Raw genomic sequence first — 22,161 nt, forward strand, 5'->3', positions numbered from 1 at the left:
TCTTTTTGCTGATGCTTTATCTTAAAACCTGGCTTGAAATCTCTTGAAATCATCTTCGGCCCTAGGTTTGTGAGCATCCACGAGTTCGCAGCTCCTGCTGTGACAACCTCTAGGAGCTTGCCTAGGTCTAAGCCTGCCTTCGCCGCGAGGATAAGCCCCTCGCAGACCGCTTGGATGTTAAGTGCGCATATAACTTGATTGCAGAGCTTTGCCATCTGACCTGAACCGGACGGTCCCATATAGACTATTTTCTTTCCCAGAGCCCTGAATATTGGCAAGCATTCTTCAAAGGCATCCTCTGGACCACCTACCATAATCGATAACGTTGCCTCTTTAGCGCCGGCTTCCCCGCCGCTTACTGGCGCATCCAGCATCCTAACATTCCTCTCAGCGAGCTCATCAGATATCTTCTTAGTCACCGCCGGTGAGATCGTGCTCATATCAATGACAATTAACCCCTCATGAGCGCCATAAATGATGCCTTCAGACCCAAGAATCACCTCTTCAACGTCGGGAGAATCAGAGACCATGGTTATCACCACATCGGATCTCTCGGCAACCTCCCTAGGAGAGTTAGCCCCAGACGCGCCAAGCTTCAAAAGATCCTCCATCCTAGAGCGTGTCCTATTCCAGACAGTCAGCGGAAAGCCAGCCCTAAGAAGGTTCAGGGCCATAGGCTTACCCATAACACCTAAACCGATGAATCCAACCCTCTTCGAAGACACCTAACACACCACAAGAGTAGACTAAGACCTGAACAATTAAAAACTTGCCCTATAGCTGCACTAGGGGAACAAAACCCTTAAGAATCCCTGAATTGCAAGTTCTAATTAAACATCTACTGCGGGCGGGTAGATCAGTTTGGAATGATCGCGGCGTTGGCATCGCCGAGGTCGAGGGTTCAAATCCCTCCCCGTCCACTTTCACTGGACCTCGACCACTTTGTTACTTACTGTTTTCTGAGTATTTCAGAATATGAAACCCCGCATAATAGGGGAAAGAAGAGTTAAATTATTTGACTGTTCTTCAGTTAAATAGAAAAACTTCAGTTCATTCTTTCTTTTTTCTATATGTCCATCTGAAAATGTCATCAGCGTCTGTGATCAATCTCTTGATCATTTCTGCTCAAAAAATCTATCTTCAATGTCCAGTCGTATATTGTGGCAGTGTGGCGTGAGAACATGGAGGATATTGTTTGCGATAAAATATTCAAGGACTATAAAGGTGAGACTAGTGTTAGGGCTCTAGACCATATAGATCTTAGTGTTTCGAAGGGCGAGTTCTTCGGTCTTTTGGGTCCTAATGGTGCAGGTAAGACAACTCTCGTGAGAATACTTGCAACACTCTTAAAAGCGTCCGGTGGGTGTGCTTGGGTAGGCGGATACGATGTAAATAAAGATGAGAAAAGAGTGCGCGAGATAATAGGTTATGCCGGACAGGATTCTGAGCGATCAGCCTATTTTAGGCTCTCTGTTAAGGAGAATCTCTTTTACTTTGCCCATGCACTTAGAGATGTCCCTAGAGAGATAGCGAGGGAGAGAATCGAATATATAGCATCAGCAATAGGATTCGAAGATAGGTTAGATAGGCATTTCATAGCTTTGTCTGGAGGAGAAAAGCAAGTAGTAATAGTCATGAGAGCTTTGCTTCACAATCCGGAGGTATGCTTTTTGGATGAACCATCAAAAAGCTTAGATCCAATAACCGCGCATAAGGTTAGACGCTTCATAAAAGATTATGCTAGAGAGAATGGCATTACTATCTGTTTAACGACGCATAATATGCTTGAAGTCGAGGAAGTATGCGATAGAATAGCGTTCATAAACCGTGGTAAACTAATTTTCGTAGGAACTCCATCTGAATTTAAAAGACGGGCAGCTATGGAGGAGATAATAGAAATCAGCACTAATAAACTTGAAAATGACGTGAAGTTAAGGGTTCTTAAGGTTCGTGGAGTAATAAATGTGGTTTGTTACAACAATGTTACAAAATTGTACTGCGAAGATGCATTCAATGCACTTCCAGAAGTTCTAAATATTATGAGAGAAGCTAGGTTAAAAGTTCCAGTAAGGATCACTGAACCTTCACTTGAAGATGCATTCGCCTTCTTTGTTAATGGAGGAAGGAGCAATGAATAGCATTTTTAGCCCACTAAAGATTTTCTACATGGCCGTTTGGCGCAACCTCTTAACTTTAACAAGGTACAAAGTGAACTTTCTCTTTTCAATTATAACGAGCGCCCTGTGGGCTGCTGGCATGCTCCTCTTTTCACTTGCATTTGACTCCATTATGCTTGGGAGAAATGTTGGAACAACAAATTATGTTGCCTTCATTGTTTTCGGCATAAGCTTCCAGAGCTGGCAGGGAACTGCGCTCTGGGGCGCAGCAAACATGCTTCAGAATGAACTTGGCACTGGGCAAATAGAATATACCTTCACATGTCCGTTCTCGCGCTATCGCTATATCGTAAGTAATGTTGCAGCTTTAGCTGTTCAAGACTCTATATTCTTCCTTCCAATGTTCTGCTTCGGACTGTGGTTGGCAAATACAACACTAACAATTCACGGTCTCCTCTTAGGTTTAGCCTCAACAATTCTCTCCGTAGCAGCATTAGTTCAGTGGGGAGTCATCTTTGCTGCACTTACGCTACGATATAGGCAGGTAACCGCAGTGTTCAGTTTTTTCAATTTTACCATTCAGATGTTCTCAGGGATGTTTATTCCACTACAAATCCTCCCAGCCCCGTTACAAATCATTGGGTTCAGTGTCCCAGTAACATTTGGAATGGACTTGCTAAGGCATTATGTAATGGAAACATTCACCATATTCAATCCTATGCATGAATGGGTAGCACTTTTAGTCCAGCTGGCTCTTCTCAGCATGACAGCTAAATTTGTGGTCTCTTATCTCGAGGGTAAAGCTAAGGAGAAAGGGCTACATTATATTTAATGGGAAGAATGATATTGGAAGCTAATCGAAAACAATTTCAGATTTTTTCGATAGAGTCATTCATTCTCAGAAAAATCTGCTGCAACTACACGGAAAAGGATGCTTCTTGGAAGGCAAACACAAGAAAATCAGGGGATAGAATGTTCTGATGAATGAACCTGCCGTTGTAATGGATCCACAATCTTGCCGTTTTGGGATTTTTATGAGAATAAATAATGGAGGCAAAACCATATTTAATGCAATTCTAATTGGTTGACCAAACGATGAGGTGGACTAACGAGAGGCATTGAGGGCTCAAGGGCTTGCATGTTACAATTAAAAGGAAAAATTCGGAAAAATGTCGAGGAAAATTATTTTCATGTTTTCAATCTGTTCGGTGGTGCATATCTTGCTCAGGATGTGGACGCAGATCTGGATGAAATATATGAGAAATGGCTAGAATATGGTTTGCTTTCACCATTACGCAGCGAATCCGAGATGAATAAGCCGATAAAACCATCTTCGCCAAAGGCTGTAATCAATCTAAAAGATTTCATGAGAGCTTCTTGGTCTGTTATGGAAAAAACCGTCTATATAAGGGGTGCGCCATTCAGCATATTTGGAGGCTTTCCGCCAAGTATTAAAGATGCTTTTGAAGCATTAGACGTAAGATGCAGATGGGAACCTAGCTTCTCTAAACTTCTGGAGCCGACCGAAGAGAATTTGAAGGTAATATTTGAAGAGAAGGACCTTGCGCTAAAAGAAGTGAAGCGTCTTCCAGAAATATTAAATGTGGATGAGCTTGGGCTTCCCAAAGAAATGGTGGATGAACTTAACACTATGCTAGATCTCTATAATCTCTATGTCGCAGGCTTCAATATATGCGCGAAAGCCATATTCTTGGCTAGAAAAGCCCTAAACACTAAGAACAAAAAAGACATGGAAGAAGCATGGGCAGCCTTGAAGTCTCTTTCAGAATATAAAAATGAGCTCTCGAATAAGCTGAAAGAAACATCATACACCCACCTAGTCTACGTAATGCTAAGCACAGACATCCTAAGCAGTCTTGAAGCTGATATAAGATCCTCTTTAGAGGCAGTAGCTCCCTAATCTTCATTGTCTAGACATTTTAAAGTTTTTTCCCTCCAAATTTTAGTAATATTATTTAGGTTAAGAACTGTTTGATCTCTCATCATTTTTCTACTCTAATGATGTCTTCGCATATGCAATGAGGCAGATAAAAACTCTAATGTATTTAATGAGTGACAAGTTCGTACAGCCTCAGCAAACATACTTCCTTGGTTTAAGAATGGCGGACAGGTGTTATCCTACTCTACCTACTCTACGAATTTAATAGCTCATGGACGCTTGAGTTTTAAGCCATCATTTTCTCGTGGATATGGACAAACAAGCATACCTTACAGCCAGTAGTGCATGCTAGAGGGAAAAAGTAATAGTAAAAGCATTCCCCGAACGACGCGGTAATCAACCGAAAAATAAAAATCTCGTGCCTATAAACTTGCGATAACCATATATTACTGAGGGGACCTGTGCAGAATGACTTGCACAATCACCTCATTCTCACCTGCTGAATAGGGATTATGTTCCTATAATGCTGTTACATCGATAAGATTAGGGAAATAGTGTATAGAAGCCTAGTATGGTAGTGATCTGTGTTAAGATTACAGAGTCTAAATATGGTTTGATTTCTTCGGACTTTAAGCATATGGATCATGGCTTTCTTGAGATGCATAGGTAGTGTTCCATTTCATCTTCAACGTAAATTTCAGTGAACCCGGCCCTGTTTAGTAATAGTCTCATTTCGTCTTCTTCAGGCATAGTATCATCAGCGACTATTGATGAAGCCTTTTTGTGGTGGGCTGCGATCTCTTGTCTGCTTAATGCGTGTGCTATAATAAGGATGCCGCCGGGCTTCAGGGTTCGGTTCATGTTCCTCAGAGCTTTTTCCCTCTTCTCTAGATGTGGAAATAGCCCGAAGCATATGACGGCATCGAAGCTTTCTGGCGGCAGATCTTCCTCCTCTACGTCATGAAGTTTGATTTTGACGTTCTCTATATGCGAGTATTTCTTTTTGCATATTTGGATCATTCCTTCTGCAAAGTCCGTTGCCGTAACTGAGCCTGACGGGCCCACAGCCTTGAGTATGTGAGGAATTAGTATACCTGTGCCTGTCCCCACGTCGAGAACATTATATCCTGTTTTTAAACCGAATCTAGGCACTAGCTTTTCCAGGCGGGCAGCCAATTCTGCGGTGTTATGCTGCTCATCCCATTTTTCAGATGCCTCGTTGAAGTAGGCCTTTCTTTTTTTCGATGATGTACTTTTAGGCCGGTGACAACTATGGTTCTCCATTAATGGCCATGAGGCCTCAGTGTCTACTTCTCTCTGCATACAGTAAGACAGCCTCTACAATGGCAATTGTCACTGCCACTATAGTGGTGATCTGTAGGATTGATACCTGATTTTCAAGACTCTCCATCTCTGCTTTGAGATTTGCTGTAGCTCTCCATGTGATCGTCGCGTTGAAGAGTTGACCAGCATTAAACCGTAGCATCCGAGCCAGACTCTCAGTTCCTGGAATGGCTCCTGGAAAATTGGTTAGAATAACGTGTTCTGCACCTACCTGTGAAGCTATTCCTCTGCCAAATTCAACGTCGATCTGTAAGTTATCTATTATTAGGGCTACTCCCTCATTACGCGCTGTCTTGATTAGGTTATCTATGTCTGCCGCTGAGAGCGTTTCAGGCGGATTATATGTTGCAACCACTGTGAAGCCGACAGACTCCACGAAAGTCTTCAGCCAATTCATGCAGATAACCTTGACAGAGGACACGTGTAAAGCTTGAGCCTGGCTCTTAATCCAGTTATGTACACTGTCAACCTCTCCAAGCATCTCTGAAATCTTCGCATCAAAATTTACGCCTAGAATCCGGCTTAGATTTCCGCCAACCAATTGTATGTAATTCTTCGCCCCCTCAGGCGTATTGTATACGCCTGAAACGATGACCTGCGTTAAATTTTTGTTTCCAGCTGCTTCAAGAAGGCTCTGTAACCAGAACTCTCCAGGAATATTCTGTTTGAATAAAACCTTTGCTTTACTGACAGCGTAAACATCGCTGGGTTTCATATCAAAGTCTGCTGGGCATAGGCTAGGCTGAACCAATACTACGACATGGGCTAAGTCCCCTACAATCTCTTGAACTATACTGCCAACCACGTTTGTTGTGCATACAATTATCGGCTTTTCAGAATTGCCTTCGGCCTTCAAAAAGGTCATTCCTAAAAATGCAAAGGGTAGAATAAGTACAAGTCCGAGCATAATAGCTTTTTTATCAACCACTTCTTGTACCACCCTCCTTTCTCATTCTTTTTGGCGAAAAGAGAACGGCATAGGCGAAGATAATTGTTGAAACCAGCACAATACATGAGCCTACTGGCAGATCGAGGTAAAATGAGGCTGCAAGGCCACATATATTCGTCCCAATCCCCAGCAACGGCGAAGCAATAATAATCTTTCTAATGTCGTCGAGAAATTGGAGGGCTGTGGCGGCTGGGTTGAACAATAGTGCGTATACGAGGAGGCCGCCAACAAGTTTCAGGGAGACAGTTACAACTAATCCTGAAATAAATATTATGAGGTAGGTGAAGGGTTTGGTGGGAATTCCATCTGCCTCCGCCATTTTCCTGTCGAACATTATTGCGAAGAGCTCCTTCCAAGCTAAGATAATTATGGCTACTGTCGCTGCAGATAAGGCGGCAAGATAGACCAGGTCGCTGTTAGTCACCGATATGATGCTGCCCCAGAGGACGTTTGCAACCTGGCTGGAAAGCCCGATCTCCGGTATTAAGGTCAGGAATATGAATGCTAGGGCCATGTTGAGGGGAAAAATTATGCTAGTGATGGTGTCCGCATGCAAGCGAGCTTTATCCGAAACGGGGCCTATAAGAAGGGCGGTGCCCGAGGCGAACATTATCCCTGTCAAGAGCGGGTTGAGGCTGGTTGCGACGCCTAAGGCAGCTCCAGCAAAGGCGCCGTGGGACATAGCGTAACCTATTGCTGAAAGCCTCATTCTAACCACAAAGACCCCGACTAGACCTGTGAGGAACCCTGCTAAGATGCTGGAAAGCAAAGCTCGAATCATGATTGTAGACTCAAACAAGACCATTTACACGTCCCACGGCAAATGGATGGTTTCAAGAACCTCCTCTGGTTCTCCATCCCCCACTATTCGACCATCTACCATGACTATGGCTCTGCAGCAGATCTTCGAAATGTTGTGGACGTCATGTGAAACGATAATCGTAGTCAGATCTTTCTCTTCATGGATCTCACCTATCACCTGTGTGATCCTCACTCTCGATTCCGGATCGAGATTGCTGAATGGCTCATCAAGAAGAAGTATCTCGGGATCCTTAGCTATTGCCCTTGCAAGCATCACCTTCTGCTGCTGCCCACCGGAGAGCTTACCTATCGGCCGATCTGCAAGGTGATCAACTCCAAAGAGCCTCATAGCCTCACTTGCCTTTATATGATCCTCCTTACTTGGCCTTTGGAGAAAGCCTAACATGCCATAGCGACCCATCAGTACGACATCAAGAGCCCTGTACGGCTCTCCTGGGTCCTTCATAAAATCCTGGGGGACATATCCTATCCTTCTTCTTAAGTGACATCCATGGGTCTTCACGTCTAGGCCGAGAACGGAAACTTTGCCTTTGAATGCGGGAAGAAGACCGTTTATTGTCTCAATAAGCGTTGTTTTTCCAGCGGCATTTGGTCCGACGATATAAACAAGTTCCCCCCTTTCTAGAATCAGGTTTATGTCTTTGATGGCGGGCCTCCTCTCCCCCTCATATATTGTTGAAACATTCTCGAGTTTTACTGCAGTTTCCATTGGCGCTGACATCCTGAGAGGATATTTTAATTCTACTCATACAATAGATATTACCAATTTAATTGATAGTAATACTAAAAGGCTATTAATAAAAATTGCGCAAATAATTTCGGTGGGACCAATATGGGTAGCAAGGGTGTGAGAAGGTTCTCAGTTTCGGTTAGACCAGAGCTACTAGAAGAGTTCGACAAGACGATAAAAGGTATGGGTTATGAGCGGTCGAAGGCTATACAGTTGGCCATGCAGAACTTCTTGACGGAATATACATGGATGAGAGGAGATGAAGGAGATGGTGTAGGAGCTGTAATCATACTCTACAATCATGAAACAAGAGGTCTAGAAGAAAACTTGACACATATACAGCATGAGTATAGGGATGTAATCTGCTCATCAACTCATATACACTTAGATGAGGAAAACTGCCTCGAAATACTAGCGGTAAAAGGCAATATTAAATTGATGAAAAGAATGGCTGAGAGACTTATGGGGGAAAGGGGAGTTAAGCAGCTAAGATTGGCAACACTTAAAACCTAATCCCGAACAGGGCAACCAATCATAAAACCTTACGCGGAAAACTTTCTCTTTTGACAGATTATCCGAAACGAATCACTAGACACCTAAAAATTACACTTTTTAAGCAAGAATGTAATCCGATATTTTTATCTCTAACTTCAAGGGAAAATGGATGGTGACAATAAAAAGATAAGTTTTTCACTCAAGAAGGAAGAGTGACGTTATACCGTCTCTAATGTTACGCTTAGAATATCACCTTTCTTGATGGTTTCGCCGGCCTTAACCTTTTTTGAGAAGTCAGCTAACTTTGTTATCATCCAAATGCTCGTCTTCTCTCCTTTCTTCTTACTTATGTCAGCCACCGTCTCAATACTGCCCAGTTTTGCTATCGTGATCTTTAACTTCGTCTTATCTCGTTCAACGTCAGACTCTAACGTGAACTCTTTACTCCGCTCAGAGTACGAAATTAATTCAGTAAGACTTATCTCTGTGCCAGCCTTGACATCCTTCTCTGCTCTTAATTCAACCCTACCAACCAGCGGCATAAAGATCACCCGACTATTCTTCTTTTAGGATTAAAATATGGGCAAAATAAAAACGTTACTTTCGGATCAGTTTTTAATCCATTTTGCGGTTTCATCATAGCAAAACGAGTATGGAGACGCCGGCCCCTCCGCTCTACCTTTTGTGTGGAAGTGTTAAAGAAGATTCTATGCAGTTTTGAGGAACGATGGGATAATGCGGCTGGACACCATCAACTATAAATGGAGACCTCGGATTTGATAAATCTGTCATCATTATTTTTTGGTCGGCATGGTTTATAATACGGATTTGATAGAAAATATTATCCATCGCATAGAAAAGTTGGGTTGAAACATGAAGGTTGAGTTAGCCAATAGGGTTAGGAAGATTCCTCCCTATCTATTCGCTGAACTTGAGAAGATAATCAACGAGAAGAAACGTCAAGGCGTAGATCTGATCTCTCTAAGTATCGGTGATCCCGACATTCCGCCTCCGCCCTTCGTGCTTGAATCACTGAGAGAAGAGAGCTCAAACCCTAAAAACCATAACTACTCATTCAGCCAAGGGGAACCGGAATTCAGACAGGCCGTTGCACGCTGGTATAAAGAAAGGTTTGGAGTAGATCTGGACCCTGCCAATGAGGTTATTGCATTAATAGGGTCTAAAGAAGGACTTGCAAACCTTGCAAGAGCCTTCGTGAACCCTGGAGATCGAGTTTTGGTGCCGAATCCATCCTATCCCGTTTATGCAAACGGCGCTACAATTCTATGCGATGGCATTCCCATACAGATGCCGCTCCTGGAAGAGAATGGATTCAAGCCGGACTTCGACGCTTTAGATGTTGATAACGCAAAGATGATGTACCTTAATTATCCGAATAATCCGACAGCAGCGGTTATGAGAGAAGATGATCTCAGAAGAGCCGTTGAGTTTGCAAAAGAAAACAATATCATCCTATGCTATGACAACGCGTACTCAGAGATTACATTTGACGGGTTTAAGGCTCCTAGTATACTTCAAATCGACGACGCTAAGGATGTTGCTGTTGAAATGCACTCCTGCTCGAAGACATTTTGTATGACCGGGGATCGAATAGGTTTCGCAGTGGGATGCAAGGATATAATCGACGGGCTGGTGAAGGTAAAGTCGCAAATAGATTCTGGACCCCCAGTCTACATCCAGAAGGTAGCCTCCAAGGCTCTGGCAGAATACAAAAATGGAGAACCCCCCGAGTATGTAAGAAAGACCGCTGAGATCTATGCTGAGCGTAGAGATACTCTTGTAAAAAATCTTAGGAGGCTTGGGCTGAGATGCGAAAAGCCGCTTGCAACCTTCTATGTATGGGCGAAATGTGGGACAAGTTCTATAGAGTTCGCATCTAAGCTCCTTGAGGTGGGCGTTGTTGTAACGCCTGGACGCGGGTTCGGAGAATATGGCGAAGGATATATACGATTTTCAGTAACCCAGCCGAAGGAGCGGATAGAAGAGGCATGCGAAAGAATGGCTAAGATACTATGAGTGTGTGCTGATGGAGGAGTGGGGCCGCCGGAAGAAAAACATATATCGCCTCTGCTTTATCTTCTTTGGGAAGGAACGGCTTTGCCATATGATCTAATAATTGTAGGAGCAGGACCGGCCGGAATATTTACAGCCCTCGAAGTTGCAAAAAACACTGATCTTAGCATACTAATTCTGGACAAGGGCGCAGACATAGATAAGCGTAAATGCCCAGCGAGCAGGGGGCTTGGATGCCTACATTGCGATCCCTGCCTGCTTCTCTCAGGATGGGGAGGAGCCGGAGCCTTCAGCGACGGTAAACTCACCCTCTCTACATCGGTGGGCGGATGGCTAAACGAGTATATAGGACAAGAAGAGCTCTCTTCGCTACTCAACTATGTCGATAAGACATACACGAAGTATGGTGATTCCCCGATAGTTTATGGCGAAGACTTGGATGAAGTGGAGAGAATAGAAAGGAAGGCGGCGCTGGCGGGTCTCAAGCTCATAAGACAGAAGATTAGGCACCTGGGAACCGAAAAGTGCGGGGAGATCCTTCAGAGAATACGCCAAGACCTGGACAACCGAGTCGAAGTGAGGATGAGAACAGAGGTTAAGAGCTTACTAGTCGAAGATAAAAAGGCAAAGGGCGTCGAGACAGCGGATGGAGAAAAGATCTATGGAAGATACGTGGTGGTAGCTCCAGGGAGAAGCGGAGCGGAGTGGCTTAAATGTGAGGCTCAGTCTCTTGGCCTGAAGACATTGAACAATCCTGTCGATGTGGGGGTACGAGTAGAGGTTTTGGCATCCGTCATGGAGGAGCTAACTAATGTCCTCTACGAGCCCAAATTCATCTACTACTCGAGAGCATTCGACGATCAGGTGAGAACATTCTGCGTCAACCCCTACGGAGAAGTTATAACCGAGTCCTATGGCGGGGTAATCAGCGTTAACGGACAGAGCTATGCGGAGAGAAAGACGGAAAACACAAACTTCGCGATACTCGTCAGCACGGCATTCACCTACCCATTCAGGGAGCCAATTGCGTACGGAGAGTACATTGCCAGGCTTGCTAACCTGCTCAGCGGCTGTGTAATAATCCAGAGACTTGGAGATTTAGAAGCCGGTAGAAGATCGACGGAGGATAGAATCGGGCGGAGCGTCGTTAAACCAACATTAAAGACCGCTACACCTGGAGACCTGAGCTTCGTTCTTCCATACCGTTACCTGGCAGACATAAAAGAGATGCTCCAGGCATTAGACAATGTTGCGCCAGGCATCTACAGCAAACACACGCTCTTATACGGCGTGGAAGTCAAATTCTACTCCTCTAGACTCGAGCTTAGCGGAAGCTTAGAGACACGCATCCGAAACCTATTCACGATAGGAGATGGCGCTGGTGTAACTAGAAGCCTGATCCAGGCAAGCGCAAGCGGGGTGATCGTTGCGAGGGAAATAATGAGAAGGGAAGGAAAATTCAACGCATAATGAAGGGTGAATAGAGATAACATTCCTAGTGGGGATTGTGGGTAAACCAAACGTCGGAAAATCAACCTTCTTCAGCGCAGCAACACTAGCTACTGTTGAGATTGCCAACTACCCATTCACAACAATAAAACCGAATAGGGGTATAGGCTATCTAAGGACGCAATGCGTGTGCAAAGAGTTAAATGTGGTTGACAATCCCGTTAACTCAATCTGCCTTGAAGGAATAAGGCTCATACCAGTCGAACTAATAGACTGCGCAGGCCTCGTGCCAGGTGCATGGCAGGGCAGAGGCTTAGGAAACCAGTTCCTAGACGAGATCAGAAAGGCCGATGCATTAATCCACATAGTAGATGCTGCCGGCTCAACAGACTTAGAAGGCAAAATGGTCAGTCCAGGAGCACATGACCCTATCGAGGACGTGAAATTCCTGGAAAAAGAGCTGACAATGTGGCTTGCACAGATTTTGAATAAAGACTGGCCTAAGATTTCAAGAACGGTGGAATCAGGATCAGTTGATCTATTCTCCATACTTGAAGAGAGGCTAAGCGGACTCTCAATTAGAAGAAAGCACATCATCGAAGCGGTTAAAGAGACGGATCTAAACCCGGATAAGCCAGCCAAATGGTCTGAGGAGGAGTTTCTAAAATTCGTTAATTCGTTACGCAGGATTTCAAAGCCTATGCTCATAGCTGCAAACAAGATCGACATGCCGTCAGCCGAAGAAAATATTATAAGACTGAAGGATCTGGGGTATATGGTTATACCGTGCAGTGCCGAGGCGGAACTTGTCCTTCGGAGAGCGGCTGAGAAGGGATTAGTAAAATATAGGCCTGGCGACATGGACTTCGAGGTTTTAAAGCCGGAAAGCCTGACAGATAAGCAAAAGAAAGCACTGAGCATCATTAAAGAAAAAGTTTTAAGACAATACTCGACAACTGGGGTGCAAGAAGCGATAAATGCGGCCTTCTTTAAGCTCCTGAACATGATAGTCGTATACACCGTGGAGGATCCGGAGAAATTGACCGACCATAACGGCAGAGTTCTACCCGATGCTAGGCTTGTCCCATATGGAACAAAAGCTAGGGAGCTAGCGTACCTAATACATACTGAGCTGGGTGAGAGTTTCATTCACGCTATCGATGCAAGAACAAAAATAAGAAGGGGAGAAGATTATATTCTAAGAGACAGGGACATAATATCCATAATAAGCGCGAAGAAGCGCGGATGAGCAGGCACCCATCAACCCCCTATATTTCCCCCAGATTAAATCGTAGCTATGCGAGAAGGATGCGAAAGTTTTTTTAATTAATTACGAAATCCATTAAGGAAATGGAAAAAGTTTCAGGTGGCGAATAGATTGGAAGGGGGCTCAGAAAAAATCGAACACCCAAGAAGTGGGCTTACACCTAAGGTTCTAGTGATAGGCATAATACTATCGATCTTTGCAGCGTTTTTCAACCAGTCCGAGTATGTAGACTTCTACGAGACCGTTGGGGCGTTGACCCATCTTGATAGCGCCTTCATGCTTTTCCCGGGAGCGCTACATACGACGGTACTTGGCGGAATCTTTCTAAGCCTAATCACTATTGGTCTTATCCTGCTTATCGACAGGCGGGGGAGATTCTCTAAGCAAGAGCTAGCAATGATATTCATAATAGGTGTGCTAATCACCTCCATTAACCTTTCAAAAGATGGGTTCATGTCAGGCGAGGATATCCATGAATATATGGCGCCGATATGCTGGTATTTCGAAAGCGAGGCGCGCCAAAAGGAATTTTTAGCTCTCTATGCTGGCACTGTCTGGTGTCCAGGACAATTCTCGAATGCAAGCTATGTGCGAAGCGTACTTAAGGGAAATTTGCTGCAGGGGACGATGATGCCCATAGATTGGGGAGCATGGATGCCTCTTATCGCATACAGAGTGTTATCGCTTACGGGAATGGCATACCTTGGTGTGGCTATAGCCCTCCTGGTTAGAAGATCATTCATCGAGATCGAGGTGCTTTCCTTCCCATGGGGTGAGATAAATCTCGTCGCTTTTGAAGAAACCTTAGCTTTCATTAAGGGAGAAGATGCAGCCGGAAGGAAGATTCGAAGACCTCTCATCCTAAGCTTCCTAATCTTCTTCTTCCTCTTCTTCTCCATGTATGCGCCAAACAACATTCTCTGGCTAGCAGGCGTTAAAGGAGTATCATTCAAAACATGGATGCCATGGTGGACTTATCCGGAAAAGAACCCGACTGTTGGAGCGCTCCAATGGTGGACTTCAGACAACATCTTTGAGGTGGACCCCACATTGCTAGGACTATCTTTCCTTCCATGGGTGGCCCTGCTGATTCATCTGTGGCCAGTTAACCATGCAGCCTTCTTCATTATGCCTATTGAGGTTCTAATTGGATGCTTTGTAGGTGACATCTTCTTCGAGTGGATATATCCGATGATACTCTACTCCATAGGACGCCTTCCTACATGGAAAGCCACGGACGCTGTCTATGGGGTAGCTAGAAGCGTTGCTAGCGCTTGGTATGGTGCAGGAGTATATCTTGGATTAGGTCTATTCATACCATTCGTTATAATTCCACTTTGGAAAAACAGATCGGTCTTCAGTCCAATATTCAAGGCGGCGGCAGGAAGGAAAGTGAAGAAGGAAATAGATCCCAACGCGCCCACATCATACACTAGTGTATGGATACTTGTCTTGGCCTCCATAATAATGATACTTGCTGGCTTCACGATTGTCGGATGGCAGATTACATGGGGTCTACCCATAATACTCTTGTCCTTCGCAGTCGGGATAGGTCAGCTAAGACTAATAGCAGTTGGAGCCGCCTTCATCTTTGCAACGTACGGATTTGCAAACTTTGACCCCGGACAGTTCCCTGGATCTATGAATGCCTTCCAACGGCACATTACAGCAGCGATATTCGGGCTAGCGGATCCTTACAGGGTCATGGATCCGGCAATGTGCACCTTTAGCGCATTCTGGGGTGGAATGACGGGATATGGCGGAACATTCGGCTTCAGAATATGGTGGCTGATAATGGGAGCCGCCTCGGTGCTCGCAGCCTTCTATATTGCGAATAGAGTGAAACTTGAGGGCAAAGATGTTCTTAAGGCCGCGCTGATATTTATACCGGTCTCATTGATACTCTTCGATGTCTGGCACATAGCCTCAATATACCTCAACGATGTTCTTTCAGGGCGCTTCTTCAGCATAAGCCTAATCCAGAAAATGGTGAGAAGGGCTCTCGTAAGGTCTGTTGGCTCTATAGGAATCACGTTGCCAAGCGGAGAAGCAGTCATGGAGATATACACGGTCAGAACAGCATTCGTGGTCTTAGGAATAGCAATAACCACAACCCTATATATTCTCAGAGATAAATTCGAATGGTTCAGGATCTCGCCTGAAGGCTTCTGGTTCGGTGTCGTTATGGGACCGACATGGACTCTATCATTGGCGATGCTGATAATCAAGTATCTGAGTACCAGAGTTGGAGGTGCGACATTCTATGAAAAGATCGCTAAACCGATAGCCATAGGCATAATAATAGCCTTCGGTGCTAACATCTTCATACAGCACTGGTTCCAGCTGGCATACAAGTGGCAGACGGCTTTCGGAATAAATTACGCCCCTTGATAAGCCCTTAGACAACTACCCCCATATTTTTTTAAACTGCAAAAACCTTAAAAAAAATTTATAATCATAATCCAAAAAGAGTCAAAGGATGCCGCATATGTACGAAGAGAACGAGTACAGGTCAGGACTGACAAAGTATTCTGTCCTAGCAATTCTGTATGCAATTGTAGTTTTCATACCTTCAGGTATGTACCTAGACCTAATGCTGGGTACTGGAGGAGCGGCGAGTAGTCTATTCACACTCATCCTATTTGTCGAGCTTGGAAGGCTTTCAAAAATCGACATCTCAAAGCAGGAAGCCGCAATAATACTCATGTTTGCTGGAGGGATAGGGTTTAATGCGATGAACCTAGTTTACAGATCATGGTTTGTTAAGAGCGACTTTGCAAAAGCATTCGGTTTCGAGAAAGAGATACCGTGGTGGTATGCGCCTACATCGGACAGTCTTGCGTATGAATCGCGAAACATCTTTCATAGGGACATGATTGCGCCTTTACTGATTTTAATATCGTTGACCTTAATCGGTCTTTTAGTGAGCTGGGGATGGAGTATGCTTGGAAAGGAAATATTCATTGAGAATGAGAACCTTCCCTTCCCATTAGCCAAAATGAACGCTGATCTTATCCTCGTAATGACCAGCGAAAGAAGAGAATATCGAGTCAAAATCCTGAGTCTATGCGCCCTGATTGGTCTCTCATATGGGATGATGGTTTATGTATGGCCTTTCTTTGTGCAGGTTACCACCGGGATCCCATATGAGAGAGCCTCCCCGCTTCCTTTACCCTGGATCGACCTAACACGATATACAGAGATTATGCTGCCAGGGGCAGTAATCGGTATCTCCACAGACATTAGTTCATATCTGCTTGGTTTCATAGTTCCATTCGGGCATATAGTGCAGATATTTATAGCATCAGTTGCAATATTTATTATTGGAAATTACTTATCTATCAGACTCTCTCCCCCTTTTGGAATAAGGGACTGGTGGTTTCCAGGTTTCTCCGCTCAGACACTGGCTCAGCGCTCAATCCTCTACATGTGGGCTAGTCTCCAAATTGGTTTCTCACTTGCAGCTGGTCTACTTCCCCTAATTTCACAGCCAAAAATGCTTAGGAGGACATTCAGTCAACTCTTCACGCTTCGGGCTAGGAGCCAAGACAGGCGAACAGAGCCTATTCCAGGCGGCCTGCTCCTAGGAGCACTCATTCCAATAACGATAGGCTTCATAGTCCAGTTATGCTGTCTCCTTTATTTTGTTCCAGAATGGGTTGGGCAGAACCCATGGGTTCTAGCAGCGTTCCCATCACTTCTATTCCTAAACATGCTCACACGTTCTCGTGCCCAGGGTGAAACTGGACTTTCACCCAGTCTAGGTCAAATAGAAAACTTTATATATTATGCGACTAATGCTCCCGTGAAGGTTTGGTTCTCGCCGAATCCCGGCTTCTCATATTCTGAGGGGCTCAGTGGAACACCATTCAGCACATGGAGTGGAAATGTCCATGCGATAAAGATAGCTGAGTTAACCAAGACGAAATCATCCTCTCTTCTGAAGACAACACTTATATTCGCGCCGGTAGCCATAATCCTCTCATTGCTCTTCACCCAAGCCTTCCTTAGCATAGCTCCCATACCCTCAGGAAGATATCCTGGAACAGTCATATACTGGCCGATATCGGCTACCTATACCTCCATTTGGGTTGGGGGAAGAGCAGCAGGCCTCTTCAACATTAGCCATGTCGGATTGGCGGTGTTGATAGTTGTGGTTCTTCACTTAACGTCAGTTTTTCTCAGAATTCCAATATCGGTGATCGCTCTTGCAGTAGGGGTAGGCACATTGCCTCCGAATGCGATAGCCTACCTAATTAGCGGACTGGCTTCTCTTCTAATACGGCGGATACTCGGCGAAAAGTTCTGGCAAGAGTATAGAAACATCATAGCCGCTGGTGTTACTCTCGGCTTAAGCATAGCGGTCTCCATAGCGGTCTCCCTTATGCTTGTGGACGCTTCAAAGCTCTCTCTTCCATGGTGAAATTGGATGAATATAAGTGGAGGAATAATGTCATCTAAAAGGCAAGTATGCAAATGGATCAAGATTTTATTAATGGCGAGTATAATGCTCATCAGCTTTTTCAACCTAACCCAGATTTACCGCGCAGATCAAATTTTAACAGTCACCTCAACCCCCTCAGAAATGGACTATCTTAAACTCGCAAGTATGGTAGACATGGAACTTGTCAAGCATCATCTTTACATGTTGTCAAAAGGGATCTATGAAATATCTGGTGTGCACAGTCGCGCCACGGGGACTCTGGGAAACGAGCTTGCCGCAAGATACATTTATGAAGAATTTAATAGACTAATGGAGAATGTTTCCATTCAGAGTTTCAGAGTTCCAGTACCGAAGAGTTACGGCGCCAATATTACGTTTCCTGACGGCAGCGTCATAAAATTATATCCAGTGCTACCTAACCTAGTTTGCCCCTCAACCACGCCGCCTGAGGGGATAAGTGGCACACTTCAATACGCCCGTGAAGGGTACCTTAAAGACTTCGACGGAATGAGGATTGAAGGGTCAATAGTTATATTGGATTATGAATCTGGAAATCGATGGCTTAATGCCATGAAGCTGGGAGCCAAAGCCGTAATTTTCCTGCCGCCCAAAGATCCATTAAACAGTTTCTCCCCATACGGGCATCATCACACCCACCCGAAGTATCTTGAGAATTTCCCAGTCTACTTCCCCCGCTTCTATGTGAAGGAGGAAGACTTGAAGAGTCTTTTCATCAATCTAGGCAAGAATGTTACAATAAAATCAACTGTTAGATGGGAGAATGCTGAATCTTGGAATATAATTGGCTTCATTCGAGGAGAGAACCCGAATGTCATCTTCGGGATCTCCTCATATTATGACTCATACTCGTTTGCTCCTGATCTTGCGCCAGGAGCCCAGGACGCATGTGGAATTGCAGCACTACTTGCCCTTGCTAAACACTTCAACGAACATCGGCCTAAGGCGACGATAATATTCATCGCATTTGGAGGCCACTATCAGACAGTTGCAGGTGCACTTCAATGGGCAGAGAGTAGGGAGTATGCGGAAATAAGCCAAAAGATCTGGATGATACTTAACCTAGACCTTTCCACTGGGTCAGATGCCCTTCATGTTACAAATGTGGCTCACCTCTGGACCCACGCTCAGGCTGGCCACACAGAAGCCTATATCGGGATAGGCAGGCATCTTGAGAATATGCGAAAAGCAATATCGGAAGCATATGTTCGGGCAGGCTTAGAACCGCCTACAGTTTGGACTACATACATTCAAATGAGGACTGGGGGTCCTGGAGACCCGCCTACCAACTATCATGAACCCCATCCGAATAGGGCGTTCCTGACGGAATTAGACGCCTTCGACCCTTGGGGAAGCAGAGCGCCTGACTATTGCAACCCAGCCTTCTTCAATATCATTACGGCGAAGGATATTCGTCCATACATCTTCACACCATTCGATACATATGACAAGTTGAATTTCGAAAACCTCGAGAAACAACTGCGATATATATATGCGTTAATTCTAACTTTGTATTCGAATGAGGACGTGCAGTGGCTTATAGAGAACCCGCTAAGATCATGCGCTCCAAGCGGGCGTGTCCAAAGAAATGGAGCATTTGTAGGGCAAACAGCCTTCTGGGACCCCAAAACGACATGGTATAAACCAGTTCCTAACCTCCTTGTAGTCGCAAGAATGTACTACAGCGTAAATAAGGCTTCAGGTTGGGACGGATGGGGAGGAACAGGCCCAACATATTACAGGTTCTTCACATACTCAGACGAGAACGGCACCTTTAGGTTCCCATATACTGTCCGAGTATCAACAAAAGCCTGGGTCGGAACAGATGATGAAGTATACTTTGAAGCTTATGCCATAGATCCTGAAACAGGCCAGATAGTTGTGGGTCCAGATCTTGGACGGCGAAGCATGATTCCATATCCCTTCGCTAATACTGTTTGGGAGGGTAAATATGGAGATTGCTTCCTCGGATACCTCACTGTACAAAACGTTACTAGCACAATAATCGTGTCTGACAATTATGCTATTGGAGAATTTGTAAGTAGAAATCTCTATGATCGTTTTCCTCACCCATCAATCACGGTGAATACGTTCCTCTCGCATGTCCAACCTGAACACTACGCCGTCCTTTATGACCCTGCAGTCGGTCTCGCGGCGATTCTTCTCTCAACAAACGAGCCTATAGAGGTGATGATCGGGAGGGGAAGAGTGCCTTATGGTCTCATTGTTAACGCCAGCCGAGAAAATATGCTTGGGACGGGTATAACTTTTGGATATGGACAAACTATCCTAAAGTACCCATATTTAATTTACTGCGAGAATCTGAGATGGGTTATCGAAGAAAGATTTAGGTTGGTGGAGCAGTATAAGCCCGTGGATCCCTACATTTATGGTCGCTTCATAAGGGGTGTACAAAGCCTAGAGAAAGTGTATATCGCATTAAATAATCTATCATACTCGGAAGCCTACGCCTATATGATAGATGCGTGGAGCGACTTATATTGGGCATATGCCAATCAGAGAGGCGAAATTGAGAACATCGTTTCCATCGCGCCTTATGTCGCCTTCTTTTTGGTGCCCTTCGCCTATTTGACTGAAAGGCTCATACTAAAATCAAGTGGTAGTAAACGCATAGCATCGACAATATTAATACTAGTACTCATCTTCTGTATAATTTATACTGTAAACCCGACGTTCAAACTTTCAGGAAACCCGGTTCTAATGGTCATAGCTTTTAGTACAGTTATCCTGTCAATCCCGATTCTTTTCATAATACTTAGTAAGGTTGTAGCATTTTTGAATGAGATAAGAATTAAGGTTTTTGGTCGCCACGAGATCCAGGTAGGCCGAGTAGAACTTGCAATTGCAGCTATTCAGCTGGGAATAGAGAATATGCGAAAGAGGAAGGGGAGGACCGCGCTTGTTCTAGTGTCAATAGCGCTCACCATAAGTGCGCTAGTAGCCATGACATGGTTTATTCAAGACGTGCCAGTGATTCCGCAAAGGTTCGTTCCGCCTGAAACCGGCTATCAAACGATCCCATACAATGGTATACTTATCCATTACAATGAATGGGGGGGAGAAAGAGAAGGTCACTGGATAGGTGAGCTAGTGGAAAATTATGTGGAGATCAAGTACTCAAGCTTAGCAATGATAGCGAAGAGGGCGTGGTATTGGCCATGGTACTATGATGACGAAGCCGGAATAGACATCACACATGAAAATAACTCAATCAAAGTATATTGCCTCTACGGGTTATCTCCAGAGGATCATCATTTCACAAGTTTCCTACCAAACTTTAACGGAAGATGGTTCCTATCCACAGATAAATATGCGTGCATACTAATGAGTTCCCACGCCCAATCACTTAAGGCAACAATAAATTCTATAATAGAAATTCAGGGAATGCCCTACAAGGTTATAGGAATAATAAGAGATGAAGAGATCTCCTCTGCAGGAGAACTTGACGGGTACAGTGTTCTGCCAGTAGATATTCGAGCATCAAAAACTGTGGACGCGTGGGTAACATATTATGAGCCATCTGAGGTTATTTTCATCCCGTACTGGACCGTCATTAACATTTGGGGAGCGCGTACTGGATGTATAAGCCTAAAAATCTCGAACGCAAGTCTCGCGTGGACCGTCGTGCAAGAGCTCTATGAGAGATTCGGAAGCCTATCCTTCTGGGTTTGTATGGATGGAAAAGTCTACACGCCGACACGCATTTCGCAAACGCAAGTATTCGGGCTTGAATACATGTTTCCCGCCATCGGAATAAGCATGCTTTCAATATTGAATATGATGCTCGCATCAGTCATGGAACGGAAAAAAGAAATTTCCGTATATTCAGTGCTTGGTGCCTCGCCATTAAACACCGCGCTTATGTTCCTAACCGAGCATGCAGTCCATGCGGTGATAGGCGGCGTTTGTGGTTTCATCGGAGGAAACGTGCTCTTATTGCTAATTGCGAGACAGCTAGGAATAAACTACACGTACTCAATAATCCAATTCAATGTCTCTGTGCTAGGAGCGATGCTGATGGTGATACTTGTGAGCGTATACCCGGCGACGATCATTGCAAAACTCGTCACACCGAGTTTAGAGCGAGCTTGGAAAATGCCAACAAAACCAGTCGGCGATAACTGGGATATCCCGATGCCATTCTTCACCTCAGGGGAGGAGGTTGGAGGGGTCCTGGAATTCATGAGAGAATTTTTCTCTGGACATTATGATTCGAACGCGCCGGTTTTCTGGGTTGAAAGCATAAAATACGTTGAAGGAGAGGCGGATGGGGTCCCATATATGGGGTATAGCATGCAAGTACACCTCTTCCCATATGAGACAGGTATCATTCAAGAAGCGAATGTAATCGCAAAGACCGAGGATGCAAGATGGAGGATCTTCCTCCTGACCAAGAGGTTAACGGGCATGCGTGATAGGTGGATTCAGCAGAATAGAGGGTTCGCCGACGCTGTTAGAAAACAGTTGTTACTTTGGAGATCACTTAAGCCGGAAGAGAAAATGGAATATATCAAAAAATCAGGGGGTGTGACGTTTAACAAAGGCCATTCTGTATCAGATTAAGAGTCAAG

At 44.7% G+C, this 22,161-nt stretch carries 16 protein-coding genes and 1 tRNA gene; 11 read left to right on the plus strand and 6 right to left on the minus strand.

The genetic code is table 11. The features are described 5' to 3' along the window. Window positions 1–725 (minus strand): NAD(P)-dependent oxidoreductase (locus tag NZ952_00050; protein ID MCS7119598.1); only part of this gene is annotated, 725 nt, incomplete at its 3' end. 120 nt (window positions 726–845) lie between these two features. On the opposite strand from NZ952_00050, the gene NZ952_00055 reads away from it, so the two are divergent. The 4 genes from NZ952_00055 (at window position 846) to NZ952_00070 (ending at window position 4,038) form a co-directional block, all read left to right on the plus strand. Then, window positions 846–920, plus strand: a tRNA-Ala gene (locus NZ952_00055). 261 nt (window positions 921–1,181) lie between these two features. Next, entirely contained in the window at window positions 1,182–2,138 is a 957-nt protein-coding gene (locus tag NZ952_00060) for an ABC transporter ATP-binding protein (protein MCS7119599.1), read from the plus strand. Further along, complete coding sequence (locus tag NZ952_00065; GenBank protein MCS7119600.1) at window positions 2,131–2,949, plus strand: ABC transporter permease; 819 nt, start codon at window positions 2,131–2,133, stop codon at window positions 2,947–2,949. Before NZ952_00060 ends, NZ952_00065 begins: the two co-directional genes overlap by 8 nt. Window positions 2,950–3,255: 306 nt before the next feature. Then, a complete protein-coding gene (locus tag NZ952_00070) occupies window positions 3,256–4,038 on the plus strand; it encodes a hypothetical protein (protein ID MCS7119601.1) in 783 nt (260 codons plus the stop codon). A gap of 621 nt (window positions 4,039–4,659) precedes the next feature. On the opposite strand, the gene NZ952_00075 is transcribed toward NZ952_00070, so the two are convergent. The 4 genes from NZ952_00075 to NZ952_00090 are packed head-to-tail and all read right to left on the minus strand — an operon-like array spanning window position 4,660 to window position 7,841. Continuing rightward, on the minus strand, window positions 4,660–5,340 hold the full coding sequence (locus NZ952_00075) for a class I SAM-dependent methyltransferase (protein ID MCS7119602.1): 681 nt from the start codon (window positions 5,338–5,340) through the stop codon (window positions 4,660–4,662). After that, the gene (locus NZ952_00080) at window positions 5,318–6,289 is read right to left on the minus strand and encodes a metal ABC transporter substrate-binding protein (GenBank protein ID MCS7119603.1); all 972 of its coding nucleotides are present in this window, start codon (window positions 6,287–6,289) and stop codon (window positions 5,318–5,320) included. The genes NZ952_00075 and NZ952_00080 overlap by 23 nt, the downstream gene beginning before the upstream one ends. Further along, window positions 6,282–7,115, minus strand: a complete 834-nt coding sequence (locus NZ952_00085) for a metal ABC transporter permease (GenBank protein ID MCS7119604.1) — start codon at window positions 7,113–7,115, stop codon at window positions 6,282–6,284. Before NZ952_00085 ends, NZ952_00080 begins: the two co-directional genes overlap by 8 nt. Continuing rightward, window positions 7,116–7,841, minus strand: coding sequence for a metal ABC transporter ATP-binding protein (locus NZ952_00090; GenBank protein ID MCS7119605.1), 726 nt, complete (start codon window positions 7,839–7,841; stop codon window positions 7,116–7,118). A 123-nt stretch (window positions 7,842–7,964) separates the two neighbouring features. Here NZ952_00090 and nikR point away from each other — a divergent pair, with 123 nt between their 5' ends. Then, window positions 7,965–8,375, plus strand: a complete 411-nt coding sequence (gene nikR, locus NZ952_00095) for a nickel-responsive transcriptional regulator NikR (GenBank protein ID MCS7119606.1) — start codon at window positions 7,965–7,967, stop codon at window positions 8,373–8,375. A gap of 200 nt (window positions 8,376–8,575) precedes the next feature. Here nikR and NZ952_00100 read toward each other — a convergent pair whose 3' ends face one another. Then, window positions 8,576–8,899: a hypothetical protein gene (locus NZ952_00100; protein ID MCS7119607.1), complete on the minus strand. Its 324-nt coding sequence runs from the start codon at window positions 8,897–8,899 to the stop codon at window positions 8,576–8,578. A gap of 331 nt (window positions 8,900–9,230) precedes the next feature. Here NZ952_00100 and NZ952_00105 point away from each other — a divergent pair, with 331 nt between their 5' ends. The 6 genes from NZ952_00105 (at window position 9,231) to NZ952_00130 (ending at window position 22,153) form a co-directional block, all read left to right on the plus strand. Continuing rightward, window positions 9,231–10,394: an LL-diaminopimelate aminotransferase gene (locus NZ952_00105; GenBank protein ID MCS7119608.1), complete on the plus strand. Its 1,164-nt coding sequence runs from the start codon at window positions 9,231–9,233 to the stop codon at window positions 10,392–10,394. 81 nt (window positions 10,395–10,475) lie between these two features. Then, a complete protein-coding gene (locus NZ952_00110) occupies window positions 10,476–11,861 on the plus strand; it encodes an NAD(P)/FAD-dependent oxidoreductase (protein MCS7119609.1) in 1,386 nt (461 codons plus the stop codon). 28 nt (window positions 11,862–11,889) lie between these two features. Continuing rightward, a complete protein-coding gene (locus NZ952_00115; GenBank protein MCS7119610.1) occupies window positions 11,890–13,089 on the plus strand; it encodes a redox-regulated ATPase YchF in 1,200 nt (399 codons plus the stop codon). A 129-nt stretch (window positions 13,090–13,218) separates the two neighbouring features. Further along, the gene (locus NZ952_00120; protein MCS7119611.1) at window positions 13,219–15,498 is read left to right on the plus strand and encodes a hypothetical protein; all 2,280 of its coding nucleotides are present in this window, start codon (window positions 13,219–13,221) and stop codon (window positions 15,496–15,498) included. 97 nt (window positions 15,499–15,595) lie between these two features. Then, on the plus strand, window positions 15,596–17,530 hold the full coding sequence (locus NZ952_00125) for an OPT/YSL family transporter (GenBank protein MCS7119612.1): 1,935 nt from the start codon (window positions 15,596–15,598) through the stop codon (window positions 17,528–17,530). A gap of 27 nt (window positions 17,531–17,557) precedes the next feature. Further along, window positions 17,558–22,153 carry a M28 family peptidase gene (locus tag NZ952_00130; protein MCS7119613.1) on the plus strand — a complete coding sequence of 1,532 codons (4,596 nt, stop codon included), beginning with the start codon at window positions 17,558–17,560 and terminating at the stop codon, window positions 22,151–22,153. Window positions 22,154–22,161 lie beyond the last annotated feature (8 nt).

The sequence above is a fragment of the Candidatus Bathyarchaeota archaeon genome (assembly GCA_025059045.1).
In the GTDB taxonomy this organism is placed as follows: Archaea; Thermoproteota; Bathyarchaeia; order Bathyarchaeales; family DTEX01; genus JANXEA01.